Raw genomic sequence first — 20,144 nt, forward strand, 5'->3', positions numbered from 1 at the left:
ATCACCTGATGATGGGAGTGCCCATGATGGAGCTGGCCGAGATCTGGTCGGAGCTGCTCGACCTGCCACCCGACGAGATCCCGCACGATGTCGGCTTCCTGCGCCTGGGCGGCGACTCGGTGCTCGCGGTCCGCATGTCCGCCCTGGTGCGCAAACGCCTCGGCGTCGCGCTCGCCCTGTCGGACGTGCGGGTGGAGACGACGCTGGGCGAGCTGACGGAGCTCGTACGACGCCGCGCGTCGGGCGAGCCGGCGGCCCGCGCCCTGCCGCTCAAGGTCACCCCGCGCCCCGACCCGCACGCGGAATTCCCCCTCCTCCCCCTGCAGCAGGGCTACTTCGTTGGCCAGCAGGACGGCTGGGAGCTGTCCTACGACTCGGCCCACTACTACCTCGACTACGCCCTGACCGGGGTCGACGGCGACGAGGCCGCCGACGCGCTGACGGACGCGGTCGAACGGCTCGCCGCGCACCAGCCCACCCTGCGCGCCCGCGTCACCTCCGACGGCCGCCAGTACGTCCTGCCCGCCGACGCGCCGGGCGCCATCCCCCAGGTGCGGGTGCACGACCTGCGCGCGGCCGGCGCCGAGGAGATCGCGGACACACTCCAGGACGTACGGCAGCAGATGAGCACCACCGGACCGGATCCCACCCGCGGGCCCGGCCTGGACATCCGGCTCACCCTGCTTCCCGGCGGCGAAGGGCGGCTCCACCTGGGCCTCAGCCTGCTCATCTTCGACGGCTGGTCCTCCAGCGTGCTCAGCCGCGACCTGGTGACCTTCGTCGCCGACTGGAACGCCGCCCTGCCGCCCCTGGAGATCAACTTCGGCGACTACGTCAACGCGGTCGCCGACCTGCCCGCGACCGAGGCATGGCAGGCCGACCGGGACTGGTGGTGGTCCAGGCTCGACACGCTGCCCACCCCGCCCACCCTGCCGCTGGCAGCCGACCCCCAGCAGGTGCGGCCGGTCACCATGGGCAACCGGGAGCATCGCTGGAGCGCCGACCGCTGGGCCGCGCTGCGGCAGCAGTGCACCGGCCGGGGCGTCACCCCGTCGACCGCCATGCTCACCGCGTTCGGCGTGGTCCTGGCCCGGTGGGCCGGGCATCGCCGGATGCTGCTGAACTCCCTGCAGCTCAACCGGCTGCCGCTGCACCCGGATGTGCAGCGGGTGGTGGGCGCCTTCGCCGCCACCATGCTGCTCCCGCTCGACCTCGACCCCGGCGCCACCTTCGGCGAGCTCGCCGCCACCGTGCAGACGACCTCCGGCGAGCACGCCGCGCACAACCTGATCACCGGCGTGGAGGTCGGACGGGAGCTGGCCCGCCGTCGCGGGAGCTGGCGGCCGGTCGGGCCGGTGGTGTTCCAGAGCGTGCTGGGCGTCGACGCCGCCATGGGCGGCCGCCCGCCGGCGGACGCCGGGCCGCTGGGCCGGGTGGTCGCCTCCGACTACTTCCACCAGCTGCGCACTCCGCAGGTCGCGATCGAGGTGCGCTGCTTCGAGCTGGGGCCGGAGATGGTCGCCGTCTTCTCCCTGGTGGACGAGCTGTTCGAGGCCGACCAGGTGACGGCGGCGTTCGCCGAGTTCGTCGAGCTGGTCGACGCCCTCGCCGACGGGCCGGGCTGGGACCGGATGCCCGGCCTGCCGGAGGCGGCCGAGCCCGTACCCGACGACGAGGGACTGCGTCTCGGCCTGCTGCTCGAATCGGCCGTCAGCCACCCGGAGGGGCCGCCCGCTGACGACCTGGAGCAGGCGATCGCCGACGTCTTCGAGGAGCTCCTGGAGGTGCCCGTGCTCGACCGCGGCGCCGACTTCTTCGGCCTCGGCGGCGACTCACTGCTCGCGGTGCGGGCGGTGGTCCGGCTCTCCAAGGAGGTCGGCATCCCCGTGCCGGTACGCGAGTTCCTGTCCGACTCGACGGTGGCCGGGGTGGCGTCCGCCGTCCGCTCCCGCCTGGGCGACCAGCCCACTGACCAACCCAGTGACCAGCCCAGTGACCGGCTCGGGGGTCAGCGGTGATCGGGCTGCTCGGCGCCACCGGTGCGGTCGGCCGGACGGCCGCGCAGCGCATCACGGCCTACGGCCTCGGGCCGCTGCGGGTTGGCGGCAGAGACCTGGCGGGCGCCGCCGACCTCGCGGCCACGCTCCCCGGGACGGCGCACGCCGTGCGGGTGGACCTGAACGACCCCGGCCGGCTGGCCGCCTTCTGCGACGGGTGCCGCGTCGTCGTCAACTGCGCGGGCCCCTCGTACCAGGTCCTGGACACCGTGGCCCGCGCCGCCTTCGCGGCCGGCGCCGACTATGTGGACATCGGCGGCGAACTGGCGGCCAAGGACGCGCTCAGCACGGGCGGCGTGCCCGAAGGCAGGACGGCGGTGTTCTCCGCCGGCGTGATGCCGGGCCTGTCCGGGCTGCTGCCCCGGCTGCTGGCCAAGGGCCGCCCGCTGCGCCGCCTGGATCTCTACGTCGGCGGCGCGGCCGTCTTCACCCCGCTCTCGGCGGTGGACGCGCTGCTCACCAGGGGGCCGAAATTCGGCACGCCGATGGCGGCCTGGCGGGCGGGCCGGGTGGCGCCCAACACGCTGGCACCGCTGAACGGCGTGACGCTGCCGGGCTTCCCCGTCCCCGTCCACGCCTGGCCCTATCTCACCACCGAGGCGCAGACCCTGGCGATGGACACCGGCGCGGACGAAGTGCGCTCCTACAATGTCTTCGTCACAGAACGCCTCCCCGAGGCACTGACCGCGTCGTGGGCCCAGCTGCCGGACACCGACCCCGCGACCCTGAGCCCCGCCACCCTGGCCCCGCACGCCGACGCCGTGGTCCGCGCCTCCCTCCAGGACAACGCCGACCTCGGCGCCTTCTACGTCATGCTCTTCACCGGCCGGCCCCGTCCCGGCGCCTCGCCCGGCCCCACCCGGGTGCTGCTCACGGCCGTGGACTCGTACGCGCTCAGCGGGGTGGTGATGGCGCTCGCCACCCGCGCGGTGCTGACCGGCTCCGTGCCTCCCGGCGTCCACCTGGCGGCCGAGGCCCTCGACCCGGACGCCACCGCCACCGCCCTGCACGACGATCCCTTGGTGGAGGAGCTCACCATCAGGTAGAGGCGCGATGCTTTGAACGGGCGCATGACAAGCGTAACGTGACTTGTTGACCTGATGGGGGGTTGCGATGGCCGACTTCGTCGAGCGGTACAACGTTCACCCGCAGCACTTCTGGCTGCACGGTCCGCGAACCGGTCAGCCGGTCGAGTTCGACGCCGGGACCGGCATGTGGAACGTCTACGGTCATCCGGAAGCGCATGAGGTCTTCAGCGATCCGGCGACCTTCTCCTCCGACACCATGCGCCTGGTTCCCAAGAGCCTGATGCCGGGGGGTGAGGACTTCTCGATGGCGGGCTTCATCACGCAGATCGACCCGCCGGAGCACGGCAAGCTGCGCAAGCTGGTCAGCAGCGCCTTCACCCGGAAGGTCGTCGCGGATCTCGAACCGAGGATCGCCGCACTCACCCACGAACTGCTCGACGCGGCGGCCGGGCGGGGCCGGTTCGAGCTGGTGACCGATCTGGCCTATCCGCTTCCGGTCATCGTCATCGCCGAGCTGCTGGGGGTGCCCAGCAGCGATCGTGCCCTGTTCAAGCGGTGGGCCGACGCGCTGTTCGAGCGCGACACCCAGATCTCGCTCGCCGAGCCCGCCGAGAACCAGGACGTGGACGTGCAGGCCACGCTCCGCCCGTGGAAGGAGATGTCCGAGTATCTCGCCGGCCACGCGGAGGAGCGCAGGAGCCGGCCGCGCGCCGACCTGCTCACCAAGCTGGTCGAGGCCGAGGTGGACGGCGAGCGCCTGCCCGACGACCAGGTGGTCAACTTCGCGATCGTACTCCTGCTCGCCGGGCACATCACCACGACGATGCTGCTCGGCAACACCGTGCTGTGCCTGGACGCCTTCCCCGAGCAGCAGGACAAGGTCCGGGCCGACCGCTCCTCGGTCCCGGCGGTGATCGAGGAGTCGCTGCGCTACCTGACGCCGTTCGCCGCCGTCGGCCGGTCCACCACCCGCGAGGTGGAGCTGGGCGGGGTGACGATACCGGCCGACCAGATGCTCCTGACCTGGGTGGCCGCGGCCAACCGAGACCCCCGGCAGTTCCCCGACCCGGACGTCTTCGACCCCGGCCGTGACCCCAACCCGCATCTCAGCTTCGGCCGCGGCATCCACTTCTGCCTGGGCGCCCCGTTGGCCCGACTGGAAGGCCGGGTCGCGCTGAACATCCTGCTCGATCGCTTCCGCCATCTGGGCACCGATCCGGATGATCCAGTGGTTTTCATGCCCACCCCGACCATGACGGGAGTGCGCCACCTCACGCTGATCTGACCGGCCAGGGGATCGCCCTTCCATTTTGTTTACGGTACCGTTCCGTAAAGAAAATAAGGAGGTCCCATGGAAACCGACGTCCTGGTGGTCGGAGCCGGGCCGGTGGGCCTGGCGCTGGCCTGCGCGCTGCTGCAGCACGGCGTCTCGGTACGCGTGGTGGACAGGGCCCCGGGCCCGGCCACCACGTCGAGAGCCAACTTCGTGCACGCGCGCGGCTCGGAGGTGCTGGACCGGCTGGACGCGCTCGACGGCCTGCCCGAGGAGTCGGTGCGGGCGATGACGATCACCACGTACGCGGGCGACCGGCCGATGATGCGCATCCGGTTCGGCGACCCCGGCCTGCGGACCGCCGCCGCCCCGATGGTGATCTCGCAGGCACGGGTCGAGGCGCGGCTCCGCGACCGCCTGGCCGAGCTGGGCGTGCGGCCGGAATGGAACTCCGCCCTGGTCGCCGCCGACCAGGACGAGCACGGCGTCGACGCCGTGCTGGCCGACGGCCGTACCGTACGGGCGGGCCGGCTCGTCGGCTGCGACGGAACGAGCAGCACGGTGCGCAAGCTGGCCGGCATCGGCTTCCCTGGGGTCAAGGTCAGCGAGCGCTTCCTCCTCGTCGACGCCCGCCTCGACACGACGCTCGACCGCTCGGGGACGAGCGGCTGGGTGCACCCCAAGGGCATGCTCGGCGCCATGCCCATGCCCGGCGGCCAGTGGCGGCTGCTCGCGTACGACCCGGCGTTCGGCGAGGACAAGCCGGGTGAGGAGCGGATCGTCGAGCGGATGCGGCAGATCCTGCCCGAGCGCACCGGCCTGCGTGACGTGCGACTGCTCGACGCCTCATGGGCATCGCTGTTCAGCGTGCACCGCCGGCTGGCCGACACCTACCGGCGAGGACGCGTCCTGCTGGCCGGGGACGCCGCGCACGCGCACGCGCCCTTCGGCGGCCAGGGCATGCTCACGGGCCTCGGCGACGCCGAGAACCTCGCCTGGAAGCTCGCCCTCGTGGTCCACGGCCGGGCCGCCGACCGCCTGCTGGACACGTACGAGGCGGAGCGCCGCCCGCTGGCCACCCAGGTCCTGCGTGGCAGCACCGCCGCCACCAAGGTCAACATCGCCGCCGGGCCGGTCGGCCGGTTCCTGCGTGACCAGGTGCTGATCCGGCTGTTCGGCATCGCCTGGCTTCAGCGCTGGGTCACGTACACGACCTCTCAGCTGTGGGTGAGCTACCGGCGCGGCCCGCTGGGCGGTCGCGGCCGCCGGCCGCGGCCGGGCGACCGGATTCCCGACACGGCCTGCGAGCGCCCCGACGGCACGCGTACCCGGCTGCACGCCGAGCTGCGCGGCCGGTGGGCGGTCGTCGGCGACGAGAGCGCCCTGGCGGCGGCCCGGAGCCGCCTCGGTGATCGCGTGGTGCTCCTGCGGCCCGCCGACGGGCCGCTCCCCGCTATGCTCGTACGCCCGGACGGGCACCTGGCCTGCCAGGGCGGCGCCGCCGAGCTGACCCGCTGGCTGGACGGAGCACTCGCTTGACCGCTGCCCGAGGACGTGGCCGTCCCCGCGCCCCCGAGACGGACGCCTCGATCCTGCGCGCGGCGCTGGAGCTGTTCGTCGAGCGCGGCGTCGAGGGCACCAGCATGGAGCAGATCGCCAAGCGGGCGGGGGTCGGCAAGCTCACCGTCTACCGTCGCTGGAGCACCAAGGAAGACCTGATCGCCCAAGCCGTCGAGGAGTCGGTCGGCGGCGAGGTGACCCCCTCCGCCGCCGAGGTCGAGGCCCTGTCACCCCGGGACATCATCGAACGCGCCCTTCCGGCGGCGGCCGAGATGGTCGCGAACCCGGAGTTCCGCGCGCTGGTGGCCCGGATGATGGGCTCCGCGGTCAGCCATCCGAAGCTGATGGCCGTCTACTGGGAGCACCACATCCTGCCCCGCCGCGAGCTGGCGTCCGCGATGCTGCGGCGTGCCCAGGCGGACGGCGCGGTGGCGGCGGACGCCGATCTGGACGTGCTGATCGACATGATGGCCGGGGCGGTGACGTGGCGCGTGCTCCAGCCGGACCCGCCGGACGCCGCCGGCATGCTGGTCTATCTCAAGGCCGTCTACCGCCAGATCGGCCTGTACGCCTGAGCCTGCCGCCGGACGCCGTGCACAGCGGGCGTTCCGGCCGTGCGCAGCGGGCGTTCCGGCAATCTTTTGTCTTCCGTCTCACGAAAGCCTGCTTTGCTCAGCGAATCGCAGGTCCTTAGCTCATGAGTGAGTGAGCTAGGCCACATCGCCGTTGTGGTTGGGGGCCCACGGCTTGTGTGTTCGGTCTTTGCCTGGAGCGCTTCGCGACGCCGTCACCGTGTCGCGATATCCCAAAGCAGGAGGACCCGGATGACGTTGAAGAAGCAAGGGATGACAGTCCTTCTGGCAGCGCTCCTGGGCGTTGCCGCGTGCAGTACGCAGACCGCCTCCACCGTCTCCCCTTCGCCGGCCGCCGCGCAGACCCCGCAGCAGGGCGGCGAGATCACCGTGCTGGAGAGCAGCGCCTTCTCCGGCTCCTGGCCGACCGGCCTTGACCCGGCGACCAACACCACCGGCGCCGCGAACATCCCTCAGATGAGCGCGATCTACGGCGGGCTGTTCACTCTCACGGCAAACGACGACGGCAGTGACGCCAAGGTCGTGCCCAACCAGGCCGAAAGCTACGAACTCCTCGAAGACGGACAGGTCGTCAAGATCAAGATCCGGGACGGCCTCACGTTCACCGACGGCACACCGCTCGACGCCAAGGCCGTCGCCTTCAACTTCGAACGCGGGGTCAAGTCCCCCTGCTCCTGCGCGCCACGCTGGCCGCTGGTGGAGAAGGACGCCATCACGGTAGAGGAGCCGAACACGGTCGTCCTCCGCTTCACCAGGCCGTACGCCTCCGTCATCAACGCCTTCCCCATCTCCAACGTCAACTGGATGGCCTCCCCCACCGCCGTCGAGAAGCTGGGCCCGGACCAGTTCCGGGCGAACCCGGTCGGCGCCGGCCCGTTCAAGATCGTGACGAACCGGATGAGCTCCGAGCTGGTACTGGAGCGCAACCCCGGCTACTTCAAGCCGGGCCTGCCCTACCTCGACAAACTGACGTTCAAGTCGATCGGCGACGACCAGGCCGCCTTCCAGGCGCTGATGGCCGGGCAGGGGCACGCGTACGAGGGCATGAGCACCGTGCCGCTGATCGACCAAGCGGGCAAGAACGACCGGCTGACCGTGACCCTGCAGCCGCCGACGTCGCCGTACGTCGTCCAGCTGAACACCCAGCAGGCGCCGTTCGACAACGAGAAGGCCCGTGAGGCGATCTACTACGCGACCGACTTCGGCGCCATCGCCAAGGGCCTGTTCAAGGACGCCTACCCGGTGAGCCAGTCGTTCACCGCGCCGGGCGGCCTGTTCCACCACGAGACCGTGGCCGGCTACCGGACCCATGACGTGGCGAAGGCCAAGCAGCTCGTGCAGGAGATGGGCGGGCTCAAGGTCGAGCTGGGCACCCTCGGCGCCTACGTGGCCAAGCAGGTGATGGTGGCGCTGCAGACGCAGTGGCAGCAGGCCGGCATCGAGGTCACCATCAAGGAGTACCAGCTGTCCACCCTGGTCGAGGAGTTCAACTCCGGCAAGTGGCAGTCCATGCTGCAGACGGCCGGGGCGTGGGACCCGGCCACCGGCGTGGGCGTCGCCTTCCGGTTCCGGTCCAACTCGCCGTTCAGCGGCGTGAAGGACCCCAAGGTCGACGAGCTGATGGCCAAGGCGGAGGCCACCGTGGACGCCGCCGAGCGGGACGCGCTCTACGTGGAGCTGGGCAAGTACGTCAGCGACAAGGCGTACGCGCCGTTCGGCCTGGCCTTCGCCCCGGCGAACCTCGCGGTCAAGGGAGTGCACGGCCCCGGGCTGACCACGAAGATCCCGTCGCTCGCCGTCAACACGGCCGTCGAGTGGGACAAGGTCTGGAGGGAGAATTGACGGTCGCCTTAGCCCCGCGTCACCGGACCGTCCCGGCCCGCCTGCTCGGCTCGCCCGCCTTCCGGATGGTGGCCAAGCGGCTGCTGATGGCGATCCCGATCATGCTGGGGGTCAGCATTCTCGCCTTCTGGGTGCTGAATCTGATCCCCGGCAACGCGGCCCGGCAACTCCTGGGCGCCGAGGCGACCCCCGAGCAGATCCGCACGCTGGAAGAGCAGATGGGCCTGAACGAGCCCGCGGTGTCGCGGTACCTCGACTGGCTCGGGGGCGCTGTCACCGGCGATCTCGGCCGGTCGTTCGTCAGCGGCCAGGAGGTGGCCGGTCAGCTCGGCGAGAGGCTGACGGTGAGCGCCGAGCTGACCGGCCTGGCCCTGTTCGCCTCGGTGGCGCTGGCGGTGCCGGTGGCGCTGCTGGCGGCCCGCCGGCCGAACGGGCTGTTCGACCGGATCAGCATGGTCGTCAGCGTCAGCGGGCTGTCTGTGGCGAGCTATGTGCTCGCCCTGGTGCTGGTGCTGATCTTCGCCGTGCGGTTCGCCGTGCTCCCCGCGATCGGGTACGTCCCGTTCTCGGAGGATCCGGTGGAGAACCTGCGCGGGATGGTGCTGCCGGCCGTGGCCATCGCGTTCCCCCTGTTCTGCTTCTATACCAGGTTTCTCAGGGGTGATCTGGTCGACCAGTTACAGGGGCAGGACTACATCGTCACCGCGCAGGCCAAGGGCATCGGGCCCTGGCAGGTGCTGCTGCGGCACGCCTTCCGCAACTCGTCGTTCGGGCTGATCACCGTGGTCGGCCTGAACCTGAGCACGCTGATCGGCTCCACGGTGATCATCGAGTCGATCTTCGCCATCCCCGGGCTCGGCCAGCTCATGCTGCAGGCGATCAACACCCGTGACGTCATGGTCGTGCAGGCGTGCGTCATCGTGTTCGCCATCGTGACGGTGCTGGCCAACCTGGTCACCGATCTGCTGTACGCGGTACTCGACCCGAGGATTCGTCATGGCAGCGGTTGAGACACTGACACCCGAGCTCGACCTCGCCCCGGCCCGCCGGACGTGGGTGCGCAAGCTGACGTTGGCCGTGCCGGTCGGCCTGGTCGGGTTCGTGCTGGCCGGCTGCTTCCTGGGCCCGCTGGTGCTGCCGATCCCGGCCCCGACCGGCGGGAACGTGCTGGAGTCGGCCCTCCCGGCGTTCTCCCCCGGCCACCTGCTCGGCACCGATCCCAACGGCAACGACATCCTGTCCCGCATCCTGTACGGCGGGCGGGCGTCGCTGATCGTCACGATCGCGGTGAACCTGATCGGCCTGTCCGTCGGCGGGCTGCTCGGCGCCCTGTCCGGGTACGTCGGCGGGGCGCTGGACACCGTGATCATGCGGGTGCTGGACGTGCTGATCGCCTTCCCGTCGCTGGTGCTCACCCTCGCGGTGGCGCAGAGCCTCGGGCCGAGCCTGACCAACACGATCCTCGCGCTGGCGTTCTTCAGCATCCCGGCCTTCGCCCGCGTCTCCCGGGCGGCCACGCTGGGGCTGCGCGAGCTGCCCTTCATGACCGCCGCCCAGCTGTGCGGCACCCCGTGGTGGCGGGTGCTGCTCCGGCACGTCGCACCGAACATCGGACCGCAGCTGATCACCTTCAGCATGCTCGGCATGGGCATCGTGATCATCATCGAGGGGGCGCTGAGCTTCCTCGGGCTGGGCATCCCGGCACCCGATCCGAGCTGGGGAAACATGGTCGCGCAAGGGCAGGCCAGCCTGTCCGCGACCCCCGACCTGGTGGTGTGGCCCAGCCTCGCCCTGTTCGTCTCCGTACTCGCCTTCAACCTCCTCGGCGAGGCTCTGCGCACCCAAGGGAGTGTCCGATGAGCGGAGAACGTACCGACAACGAGGTGCTCACCCTCGCCCCGCCCGGCTCCGGCGCCGAACTGCTGGAGGTGCGCGACCTGCGGGTCCGCTTCTCGCGCGGGGGACGCCGGGTGCACGCCGTGAACGGGCTGTCCTACCGGTTGAACGCCGGCGAGATCCTGGCCATCATCGGCGAGTCCGGCTCCGGCAAGAGTGTCAGCGCCCGCACCCTCATGGGGTTGCTGCCGCCATCGGCCCAGGTGACCGGGTCGGCCCGGTTCGCGGGCACCGAGCTGCTCGGCCTGCCCGAGCGGGAGATGCGCGGCCGGCGCGGCGCGGAGATCGCGATGGTCTTTCAGGACCCCGCCAGGTCGCTCAACCCGACCATGCGGATCGGCGCCCAGATCACCGAGGCGATCCGGGCGCACTCCGCCCTCAGCCGCAAACAGGCCGCGGAGCGGGCGGTGGAGCTGCTCAAGCTGGTCCACCTGCCGGCCGCCGAGCGCCGGTTCTACGAGTATCCGCACCAGCTCTCCGGCGGCATGCGCCAGCGTGTGGTGATCGCCATCGCGCTGGCGGGCGAGCCGCGGCTGCTCATCGCCGACGAGGCGACCACCGCACTCGACGTGACCACCCAGGCCCAGATCATGGAGCTGCTGCTCGAACTCAAGCAGCGGCTCGGCATGGCGATCATCCTGATCAGCCACGACCTGGGGCTGGCGGCGAGCTACGCGCAGAACGTGGTCGTCATGTACGCCGGGCGGGCCGTGGAGTACACCTCCGCCGAGGAGCTGTTCGCGCACGTACGGATGCCGTACACGCAGGCGTTGCTCGGCGCGATCCCGCTGCTGGAGCGGGAGCCGCACGCGCTCTTGCCGGTGATCCCCGGCCAGCCGCCGGACCCGGCGGCGCTGCCGCCCGGCTGCCCGTTCCGGCCGCGCTGCGCCGCCGCCACCGACGCGTGCGCGGAGCCGCCGCCCTTCGTGGAGCACGAGCCGGGGCACTGGTGGGCCTGCTGGCATCCGGCCGAGGACCTCTCGCCGCAGGTCAAGGACGGAGTGCAGGGATGACGAACGGCCCGCTGTTGGACGTGCGCGACGTCGTACAGGAGTTCGCCGTGCGCGGCCCTGGCGGAGTGAAGGGCGCGAAGGTGCACGCGGTGTCGAACGTGTCGTTCGACATGCGTGCCGGGGAGACGCTCGGCGTGGTGGGAGAGACCGGGTCGGGCAAGTCCACGCTGGCGCGCTCCGTCATCCAGGCGCCCCGCCCGAAGTCGGGCGAGGTGCGCTTCCTCGGCACGGATCTGATGAAGCTCGGGCGGCGCGGCCTGACGGAGGCCCGCCGCCAGATGCAGATGGTCTACCAGGATCCGTTCGGCTCGCTGAACCCCCGCTGGAAGATCACCGAGCTGGTCGAGGAGCCGCTGCTCGGGTACGGCGTGCGGTCGTCGGCGCGGCGCCGCGAGCGCGTCCGCGAGCTGCTCGACCTGGTCGGGCTGGATCCGGGCGTGTACGGCCGGCGGCGCCCGCACGAGCTGTCGGGCGGGCAGTGCCAGCGGGTCGCCATCGCCCGCGCCATCGCGCTGAACCCGGCGCTGATCGTCTGCGACGAGGCGGTGGCCTCGCTCGACGTGCTGATCCAGGCGCAGGTGCTGAACCTGTTCGAGCGGCTGCGCACCGAGCTCGGCCTGTCGTACCTGTTCATCTCGCACGACCTGGCGCTCGTCAAGCAGGTCAGCGACCGGGTGGCGGTGATGCACCTGGGCCGGCTCGTGGAGGTGGGCCCGGCCGGGGAGCTGTACCGGCGGCCCCTGCACCCCTACACCTCGGCGCTGCTCAACTCGATCCCCGGCCTGGACCCGGTCACCGGCCGGGTGCGCCGACCCGCACCGCCCGCCGGGGAGCCGCCCTCGCCGATCAACCCGCCCTCCGGCTGCCGCTTCCGCACCCGGTGCCCGTTCGCCCAGGAGCGGTGCGCGCGGGAGTCCCCCGCGATGCGCGAGCCGTTCCCCGGCCACCAGGTCGCCTGCCACTTCCCGCTCGCCAGTGACAGTGAAGATCACGAAAAGAGGCGCACATGAGCATGACCACGCGGGCTGCGATTCTGCACGAACCCGGCAAGCCGTGGCAGATCACCGACGTCGAGCTGGACGAACCGAAGGCCAACGAGGTCCGGGTCAAGTTCATGGCCGCCGGGCTGTGCCATTCCGACGACCACATCCAGAAGGGCGACGCCCCCATGCGGATGCCCGTCGTCGGCGGGCACGAGGGCGCCGGCATCGTCGAGGCGGTCGGCGAAGGGGTGACCAGGGTGGCGGTGGGCGACCATGTCGTCTGCTCGTTCATCCCCGTGTGCGGCTCGTGCCGGTACTGCTCGACCGGACGGCAGGGCCTGTGCGACGCCGGCAAGGACGCGGGGACGGGCATGTTCCCCGACGGCACGTTCCGCTTCCACAAGGACGGCGAGGACCTCGGCGGGCTGTGCGTCCTGGGCACTTTCTCCCAGTACGCGGTGCTGTCGGAATGGTCCTGCATCAAGGTCGACGACGACATCCCGTTCGAGGTCGGCGCCCTGGTGAGCTGCGGCGTGCCGACCGGCTGGGGCTCGGCGGTGTACGCCGCGGGCGTCAGGGCGGGCGAGACCGTGGTGATCTACGGTTCGGGCGGCGTGGGCAGCAACGTGGTGCAGGGCGCCCGGCACGCCGGGGCGAAGAACGTGGTCGTGGTCGACCCGGTCGAGTTCAAGCGGGACATGGCGAAGGTCTTCGGCGCCACGCACACCTTCGCGACCGCCGCCGAGGCGCACGACTTCATCGTCGGCACCACCTGGGGCGAGCTGGCCGACCACGCCATCATCACCGTCGGCATCCTGCACGACGAGGTGATCGACCACGCGCTCAAGGTCGTCGGCAAGAGCGGCCAGGTGACCATCACCGCGGTCGGCGGCGGCGAGCTGAACACCGGCGCGGGCATGCTCATCGGCTATCAGCGGCGCGTTCAAGGCGCCATCTTCGGGTCCTGCAACCCGCTGTACGACGTGCCTCGCCTCCTGGGCTTGTACCGCTCCGGTGACCTCAAGCTCGACGAGCTGATCACCCGGCGCTACCGCCTGGACGAGGTCAACCAGGGCTATCAGGACATGTTGGACGGCAAGAACATCCGGGGCGTCATCGTGCACGAGCACTGATTCGCTCACCAGCACTGAGGAGTATCTCCCATGACAAGTGTCCTCTCCGAGTCGGCGACCAACTCCCCCCTCATCATCGAGAACGCGCAGCTGATCGGCGGCGAGTGGGTTCCCGCGGCAAGCGGCGAGACCATCGAAGTGATCAACCCGGCGACCCGCGAGGTCATCGCCCGGGTGCCGCGCGGCACCGCCGTGGACGTCGACAACGCCGTCCGGGCGGCGGCAGCGGCGTTCCCCGGCTGGCGTGACGTCAACGCCACCGCGCGCGGCGCCCTGGTCGCCCGCTGGGCCGACCTGATCCAGCGGCACGAGGCCGAGATCGACCGGATCGAGTCGCAGGAGGTCGGCCGCCCGCACTGGGGGCCGCCGCCGATGCCGCGCATCCTCACCTTCATCGCCGGGCAGGCCGACAAGGTGCTCGGGCACACGATGCCGACCCACACCCCCGACGTGCTGGGGATGACCTTGCGGGAGCCGTACGGGGTGGTGGGCAGCATCATCCCGTGGAACGCACCCGGCCCGATGTTCGCCAGTGACGTCGGCGCGGCCATCGCCGCGGGCAACACGATCGTGGTCAAGCCGGCCGAGGACGCGCCGCTGACCCCGCTGGCGCTGGCCAGGCTGGCGATGGAGGCGGGCATCCCGGCGGGCGTGATCAACGTCGTGACCGGCTACGGCCACGAGGCCGGGGCGGCCGTGCCCGCGCATCGGGGGGTCAACCGGGTGAGCTTCACCGGCTCGCCGGAGACCGGGTCGCTGGTGATGGCGGCCTGCGCCAGGAACCTCACGCCGCTGCACCTGGAGCTGGGCGGCAAGTCGCCGCAGGTCGTCTGCGCCGACGCCGACCTGAACGCGGCGATCCCGACGATCGTGCGCGGCATCACGCTGAACACCGGCCAGATCTGCGCGGCCGGCTCCCGCGTCGTGGTGGAGCGCGCGGTGCACGCCGAGGTGGTGCGCCGGCTGGCCGAGGAGATGCGCCAGGTCACCGTCGGGCCGTGGCACCAGCCGGTGCGGATGGGCCCGCTGATCAACGGCAAGCAGCACGACCGCGTGCTCGGCTACATCGAGTTGGGCCGGCAGGAGGGCGCCGAGCTGGTCCTCGGCGGCGGCGTGCCCCAGGGCGAGGAGTTCGAGCGCGGCTACTTCGTCGAGGCCACCCTGTTCGACCAGGTGGACCCGGACATGCGCATCGCCCAGGAGGAGATCTTCGGACCGGTGCTGTCGGTCATCCCGGTCGACGACGAGGAGGAGGCCCTGGCGGTCGCCAACGGCACCGACTACGGCCTGGTCGCCTCGGTGTGGACGGCCGACGTCGGCCGCGCGGTGCGGATGGCGCGCGGGCTGCAGGCGGGTCAGGTCTCGGTGAACGCGGCGTTCGGCCCCGGCGTGATCGGCGCGCCCTTCGGCGGCTACCGCAAGAGCGGCTTCGGCCGGACCATGAGCGCCGAGGCAGTGCGGGACTACACCCAGGTGAAGGCGGTGTCGCTGCGTGGCACATGGTGACGGCATCCGGGTCCGCGTGCTGATCGAGCCCCGGCACGGCGGGACCTACGCCGACTTCCTGGCGATGGCGCTGGCCGTCGAGGACGCCGGTTTCGACGCCTTCTTCCGCTCCGACCACCTGCTCGGCGTCGTCCCCGACGACCTGACCTACCAGCCCACCGACTGCTGGACGACCCTCGGCGCACTGGCTCGCGACACCCAGCGGGTACGGCTCGGCGCCCTGATGGGCGCGGCCACCTTCCGCTACCCCGGCCTGCTGGCCACCATCGTCGCCTCGGTGGACCAGATGAGCGGCGGCCGGGTCGAGCTCGGCCTGGGCGCCGCCTGGTACGAGCGCGAGCACGCGGCGTTCGGCATCCCGTACCCCTCGCTGCGGGAGAGGTTCGACCGGCTGGAGGAGCAACTGGCCGTCATCACCGGGCTGTGGGGCACGCCGCCCGGCGACCGGGACGGCTTCTCCTTCGACGGCGCCCACTACCGGATCGAGGCCAACCGCAACCCGCCACGCCCGGTGCAGTCGCCGCACCCGCCGATCCTGATCGGCGGCTCGGGGCCGAAGCGCACTCCGGCCATCGCGGCCAGGTACGCGTCCGAGTTCAACACCGCGCTCGGCGGCGACCTGCGCGAGCGGCTGGACATCTTCAGCCGGGCCTGTGAGGCGATCGGCCGCGATCCGGCCGATCCGCGCCGGTCCTCGGTCGTCCCGACGGCCGTCGGCGGCACCCAGGCCGAGGGGGAGCGCCGGGGGTCGGTCATCGGCTCGGACTTCATCCGGACCAACGCGCTCATCGGCACCACCGAGATGCTCACCGCGCGGATCGCCGAGCTCGGCGGCCTCGGCGTCGACACCGTCTACCTGCACATCTACGACATTCACGACCTGGACCACATCGCCCTGATCGGCGCCGAGGTCCTGCCCCACGTCACGGCGATGAAGGTCGCGGCGCCGTGAGCTCGCCCGACCAAGCTCAAGGAGGATCGATGAGCCTCACCACCCGGGCCGCCATCGCCCGCCGACCGCACACCGGCTGGGAGCTGGCCGAGCTCCGGCTCGACCCGCCCAAGGCGCACGAGGTGCGGGTGAAGTTCCACGCCTCCGGGCTGTGCCACTCCGACGACCACATCACCAAGGGCGACGCCGGCGTGCGCTTCCCCGTGGTGGGCGGCCACGAGGGCGCCGGCGTGGTGGAGTCGGTCGGGCCGGACGTGCGCCGGGTCAAGCCCGGCGACCGGATCATCTGCTCCTACATCCCGGCGTGCGGCGCCTGCCGGCCCTGCTCGACCGGCCACCAGAACATGTGCGTCAAGGGCCTCAACGCCGGCACGGGCATGTTCCTCGACGGCACCTTCCGCTTCCACCTCGGCGAGGAGGACCTCGGCGGCTTCTGCACGCTGGGCACGTTCTCCGAGTACGCGGTGGTGTCGGAGTACGCGTGCCTCCCGCTGGCCGACGACATCCCGTTCGAGATCGGCGCGCTGGTCGGCTGTGGCGTGCCGACCGGCTGGGGTTCCGCGGTGTACGCGGCCGGGGTGCGCGCCGGCGAGACCGTGGTGATCTTCGGTGCGGGCGGCGTGGGCAGCAACGCGGTGCAGGGCGCCCGGTACGCCGGGGCGAAGAACGTGGTCGTGGTCGATCCGGTCGAGTTCAAGCGCGACATGGCCAAGACCTTCGGCGCCACGCACACCTTCGCGACCGCCGCCGAGGCGCGCGAGTTCGTGGTGGGGACCACCTGGGGGCAGCTCGCCGACCACGCGATCCTCACCCCGGGCGTGCTCACCCAGGAGATCGTCCAGGCGGCGACGGAGATGGTCGGCAAGGGCGGCAAGGTCACCGTCACCGCCGTCGGGAAGAAGGACGAGCAGGCGGTGCGCTTCCGCGCGGGACTGCTGATCGGCTATCAGCGGCAGATCCGCGGCGCGCTGTTCGGCGACTGCAACCCGCTGTACGACGTGCCCAGGCTACTCGGGCTGTACCGCGCGGGCGACCTCAAGCTCGACGAGCTCATCACCCAGCGGTACCGGCTGGACCAGGTGAACGACGCCTACCAGGACCTGGCCGACGGCAAGAACATCCGGGGGGTCATCGTGCACGAGGACTGACCGCCCGCCGCCGACCCTGGGCCCGCCACTGGACGTCCGGCAGGAGGGCCCGGGGCGAGCGGCCGCGGATCGCGCCGTACCAGACACCGCAGCCGTAGGCGGCGTCGTCGAGGCGGCGGGCGACGGCGTATCTGACCGGGTCCAGGTGCGCCTTCGTGCGGCGCAGGTCGACCACGGTGTCGAGCACGGTGGCCGCGATCATGGCGCGGCGCAGTCTCCTGGAGAACAGGCAGCCGACGGCCGCCACCGGCCACCAGTGGCGCAGCAGCAGCGCGGCGGCCTGCCACACCGAGGCCACCGCGCCGTCCACGGCCAGCCGCAGGCCCAGGCGTCGTGGGTGCTCGCTCCGCTCGACCTTGCGCGCGATCCGCGCGGCGGCGACGCCGAGGAACAGCGCGGCGACGGGCCCGGACCAGCGCCGCTGGGCGAGCAGCGCGAGGACGAAGCCCGCGCTCCAGGGGGCCAGCACGACCGGTGCCACGTTCGTGCCGTGGCGCTGGGCGAGCAGGTGCGCGCCGGTGCCGTAGAACGCCTTGCGGGCGAGCCAGTCGTGCACGTCCGTGCGATGCTCGTGCCGTACGACCGCCGTGGGCTCGTAGCGGACCCGGCGGCCGGCGTCCGCGAGCCGCCACACCAGGTCGACGTCCTCGGCGACGCGCATACCGGCGCTGAACCCGTCGCCGAGCGCGTCCACACGGGCCAGGAGACAGGCGCTCGGCACCCAGGAGACGGGCGCGCGGGGCCTGACGATCCCGGGCTCCACGCCGAGGTCGAGCGAGGACCGCGCGTCCTCGTAGCGGCGGATCCACCGGTCCCGGCCGGGCATGCGCAGCCCCAGCACGCGCGGGGCGGCCAGCACGACGCGCGGGTCGGCGAAGTGCCGCAGCAGGAGCGGCAGCGCGTCCGGGTCGAGGACCACGTCGGAGTCGACGAAGGCGACGTAGGGCGTGGTGACCCGGCGCAGCCCCGCGTTGCGGGCCGCGGCGGGCCCGCCGTTCTCGGCCAGCGCGACCAGCTCGGCCCGGTGCGCGGCGGCCACGCCCGCGATGGCCTTCGGATCCTCGGAGCCGTCGTCGACCACGATCACCCGCTGCGCGACCCTCCTCCGCCCAGCGGCGAGCGGCCCAGTGGCAAGCGGCGCGGCGGCTCGGGGCGCGGCGGCTCGGGGCGCGGCGGACGGCGGCGCGGTGGACATGGCCCGATGCTGGTCGCCCAAGCAGGCCAGCAAGCGGTCCAGCGCGGCGGGGCGGTCGCGGACCGGGACCACCACCGTCACCTGCGACAGATCGCCGTCCGGCAGCTCGGCCACGATGGGGTCGGCCATGCCGGTTTCGAGCAGCCGATCGGCGAGTGCGGCCGTGGCCCTGCCGGACACCCGTACGGTCCGATCGACGATCAGCGCCCTGGCGCGCTCGGTGAGGTACAGCACCCTCGTCGGCGCACCGCCGACGAGGGTACGCCCGCCGTCCCGGACCCGGACGTGCCGGTTCAGCCGGACAGCGAAACCTGCGGGCAGCGGGCCGGCCGCGGGGGGAATCGCGGCGCTCATGGGGTGAAACCTCCGTCCGCAGACACCACCGATCCGTTCAGTACGGCTCCTTCGCGGGAGCAGCAGAACGCGATCGTCGCGGCGATCTCGGCGGGGTCGATCAGGCGGCGCAGCAGCTGGGAGGAGGCGAAATCGTCCATGGTGTCCAGGTCGTAGAGGTCGGCGGTGGCGCTGAGCATGGCCGTACGGGTCGAGCCCGGAGAGACGGCGGCCGCGGTCACGCCGGTGCCGACCAGGTCGGCGGCGAGCCCGCGCACCAGGCCGACCACGGCGTGCTTGGCCATCGTGTAGGCCGACAGGCGGAACAGCCCGTGGGACCCGGCGGCCGAGGCCACCGCGACGAACCGGCACCCACCCGGCTCCGGCCCGGCCAGCATGCGCGGGACACACGCCGCGGCCGTGTTCCACACTCCCAGCACGTCGGTCTCCCACAGGGTGCGCACCTGCGCGGCCGGGGTCTCCCACAGCGGCAGCCCGCCGACGATGACCGCGGCAGCGGCCACGGCCGCGTCCAACCGGCCGAACCGTTCCACCGCCAGGGCCGCCGCTGTCACCAGAGCGTCGGCGTCACGCACATCCGCGACATACGGTACGACCACGTCGGGATGGTCGTTCGCCAGCTCCTCCAGGTCGTCCTTGGTCGCCAGCGGGTAAGTCACCCCGGCAGCCCGGTCCGGCCCATCACCCGCGCACCCGTCGACCGCGACCACCCGATACCCCTTGGCGCACAGGACCCGTACGGTAGCCGCCCCGATCCCCCGCGCCGCCCCGGTCACCAGCGCCACCCGCCCTCCACCGGCGACCGCCGTCACCTCACTCACCTCGGCCCCTCTCCACGCCTGATACGGACGCGTCCGGTTTCAGGAGGCGGCCGGTGCGGTCCGCCTGGCCGGTACGGATTCGGGTGGTCACGTCGTCGGTCATCTGCTCGAACAGGCGGCGGCCCTCCCCGGCGGAGGCCGTGGTGGGGTCGCCGAGAACGCCGGAAGGGGACACGGCGGCGACGCCCTCGGCCGTGAGCGTGGGCAGGAGTTCGGCGAGCGGGGCGAGGTTGCCCGGCTCGGCCCGCGCCAGGTCCACCAGGTGCGGGGCCAGGTGCAGCATGAGCGAGGTCTCGGCGTGGCCCGCGTGGGCGTCGGCGCCGGCGGTCGTACAGGGCGCCCACGCCACGGCGTGCCCTTCGTACCGCAACCGCGCCACGGCGGCGGCCAGGGCGCGCAGGTTTCCGCCGTGCCCGTTGACGATCACGATCCGCCCGGCCCAGTGGGACAGCGACCTGACCAGCTCGACCAGCAGGAGCTCCAGCGCCTCGGTGCCGATGGACATCGTGCCGGGAAAGTCCTGGTGCTCCCCGCTCGCGCCATAGGCGACGGCGGGCGCCACCAGGACAGAGTCCCCCTGAAGCCGAACGGCCGCGGCCTGCGCCACCGCCGTCGCGATCGACGTGTCGGTGTCCAGCGGTAGATGCGGCCCGTGCTGCTCGGTAGAGCCGAGCGGCACCAGAACGGTCGGCGACCCCGGCAGAGCAGGCCAAGCCAGGCCCGCCAGCCCACGCTCAACCGGCCCGAGCCGGGACCGTTCGGCGTCCGTCGGGGTGGGCCGGCGCTTCAT

The 20,144-nt window shown here is 72.0% G+C and carries 17 protein-coding genes; 14 read left to right on the top strand and 3 right to left on the bottom strand.

The genetic code is table 11. The features are described from left to right. The first annotated feature begins 8 nt into the window (after positions 1 to 8). The 14 genes from ACIBQX_RS22170 (at position 9) to ACIBQX_RS22235 (ending at position 16,984) form a co-directional block, all read left to right on the top strand. Positions 9 to 2,018: a phosphopantetheine-binding protein gene (locus ACIBQX_RS22170; protein WP_397007315.1), complete on the top strand. Its 2,010-nt coding sequence runs from the start codon at positions 9 to 11 to the stop codon at positions 2,016 to 2,018. Next, on the top strand, positions 2,015 to 3,103 hold the full coding sequence (locus ACIBQX_RS22175) for a saccharopine dehydrogenase NADP-binding domain-containing protein (protein WP_397007317.1): 1,089 nt from the start codon (positions 2,015 to 2,017) through the stop codon (positions 3,101 to 3,103). Before ACIBQX_RS22170 ends, ACIBQX_RS22175 begins: the two co-directional genes overlap by 4 nt. A 67-nt stretch (positions 3,104 to 3,170) precedes the next feature. Beyond that, positions 3,171 to 4,370 carry a cytochrome P450 gene (locus ACIBQX_RS22180; protein ID WP_397007319.1) on the top strand — a complete coding sequence of 400 codons (1,200 nt, stop codon included), beginning with the start codon at positions 3,171 to 3,173 and terminating at the stop codon, positions 4,368 to 4,370. 66 nt (positions 4,371 to 4,436) lie between these two features. Continuing rightward, positions 4,437 to 5,897 carry an FAD-dependent oxidoreductase gene (locus ACIBQX_RS22185; RefSeq protein WP_397007321.1) on the top strand — a complete coding sequence of 487 codons (1,461 nt, stop codon included), beginning with the start codon at positions 4,437 to 4,439 and terminating at the stop codon, positions 5,895 to 5,897. Further along, entirely contained in the window at positions 5,894 to 6,493 is a 600-nt protein-coding gene (locus ACIBQX_RS22190; protein ID WP_397007323.1) for a TetR/AcrR family transcriptional regulator, read from the top strand. Before ACIBQX_RS22185 ends, ACIBQX_RS22190 begins: the two co-directional genes overlap by 4 nt. 270 nt (positions 6,494 to 6,763) lie before the next feature. Next, a complete protein-coding gene (locus tag ACIBQX_RS22195; RefSeq protein WP_397007325.1) occupies positions 6,764 to 8,353 on the top strand; it encodes an ABC transporter substrate-binding protein in 1,590 nt (529 codons plus the stop codon). Further along, a complete protein-coding gene (locus ACIBQX_RS22200; RefSeq protein ID WP_397007327.1) occupies positions 8,350 to 9,363 on the top strand; it encodes an ABC transporter permease in 1,014 nt (337 codons plus the stop codon). The genes ACIBQX_RS22195 and ACIBQX_RS22200 overlap by 4 nt, the downstream gene beginning before the upstream one ends. Continuing rightward, complete coding sequence (locus ACIBQX_RS22205) at positions 9,350 to 10,213, top strand: ABC transporter permease (protein WP_397007329.1); 864 nt, start codon at positions 9,350 to 9,352, stop codon at positions 10,211 to 10,213. Before ACIBQX_RS22200 ends, ACIBQX_RS22205 begins: the two co-directional genes overlap by 14 nt. Beyond that, positions 10,210 to 11,262 (top strand): ABC transporter ATP-binding protein, encoded by a 1,053-nt coding sequence (locus tag ACIBQX_RS22210; RefSeq protein WP_397007331.1) that lies wholly within the window; start codon positions 10,210 to 10,212, stop codon positions 11,260 to 11,262. The genes ACIBQX_RS22205 and ACIBQX_RS22210 overlap by 4 nt, the downstream gene beginning before the upstream one ends. Continuing rightward, positions 11,259 to 12,272: an ABC transporter ATP-binding protein gene (locus ACIBQX_RS22215; RefSeq protein ID WP_397007333.1), complete on the top strand. Its 1,014-nt coding sequence runs from the start codon at positions 11,259 to 11,261 to the stop codon at positions 12,270 to 12,272. Before ACIBQX_RS22210 ends, ACIBQX_RS22215 begins: the two co-directional genes overlap by 4 nt. After that, on the top strand, positions 12,269 to 13,378 hold the full coding sequence (locus ACIBQX_RS22220; RefSeq protein WP_397007335.1) for an NDMA-dependent alcohol dehydrogenase: 1,110 nt from the start codon (positions 12,269 to 12,271) through the stop codon (positions 13,376 to 13,378). The genes ACIBQX_RS22215 and ACIBQX_RS22220 overlap by 4 nt, the downstream gene beginning before the upstream one ends. A 30-nt stretch (positions 13,379 to 13,408) precedes the next feature. Further along, positions 13,409 to 14,884, top strand: a complete 1,476-nt coding sequence (locus ACIBQX_RS22225; RefSeq protein WP_397007337.1) for an aldehyde dehydrogenase family protein — start codon at positions 13,409 to 13,411, stop codon at positions 14,882 to 14,884. After that, the gene (locus ACIBQX_RS22230; protein WP_397007339.1) at positions 14,871 to 15,836 is read left to right on the top strand and encodes an LLM class F420-dependent oxidoreductase; all 966 of its coding nucleotides are present in this window, start codon (positions 14,871 to 14,873) and stop codon (positions 15,834 to 15,836) included. Before ACIBQX_RS22225 ends, ACIBQX_RS22230 begins: the two co-directional genes overlap by 14 nt. Positions 15,837 to 15,865: 29 nt before the next feature. After that, positions 15,866 to 16,984 (top strand): NDMA-dependent alcohol dehydrogenase, encoded by a 1,119-nt coding sequence (locus ACIBQX_RS22235; RefSeq protein WP_397007341.1) that lies wholly within the window; start codon positions 15,866 to 15,868, stop codon positions 16,982 to 16,984. Here ACIBQX_RS22235 and mftF read toward each other — a convergent pair. From mftF to mftE, 3 genes are read right to left on the bottom strand one after another with little or no spacing between them, the layout of a single operon-like run. Continuing rightward, complete coding sequence (mftF, locus tag ACIBQX_RS22240) at positions 16,965 to 18,533, bottom strand: mycofactocin biosynthesis glycosyltransferase MftF (protein ID WP_397007343.1); 1,569 nt, start codon at positions 18,531 to 18,533, stop codon at positions 16,965 to 16,967. The two genes, ACIBQX_RS22235 and mftF, sit on opposite strands and share 20 nt — an antisense overlap. Further along, positions 18,530 to 19,354 (bottom strand): mycofactocin-coupled SDR family oxidoreductase, encoded by an 825-nt coding sequence (locus tag ACIBQX_RS22245; protein WP_397007345.1) that lies wholly within the window; start codon positions 19,352 to 19,354, stop codon positions 18,530 to 18,532. The genes mftF and ACIBQX_RS22245 overlap by 4 nt, the downstream gene beginning before the upstream one ends. Beyond that, a complete protein-coding gene (gene mftE / locus ACIBQX_RS22250; protein WP_397007347.1) occupies positions 19,347 to 20,144 on the bottom strand; it encodes a mycofactocin biosynthesis peptidyl-dipeptidase MftE in 798 nt (265 codons plus the stop codon). Before mftE ends, ACIBQX_RS22245 begins: the two co-directional genes overlap by 8 nt.

The organism is Nonomuraea sp. NPDC049714 (assembly GCF_044465295.1).
Lineage (GTDB): Bacteria > Actinomycetota > Actinomycetes > Streptosporangiales > Streptosporangiaceae > Nonomuraea.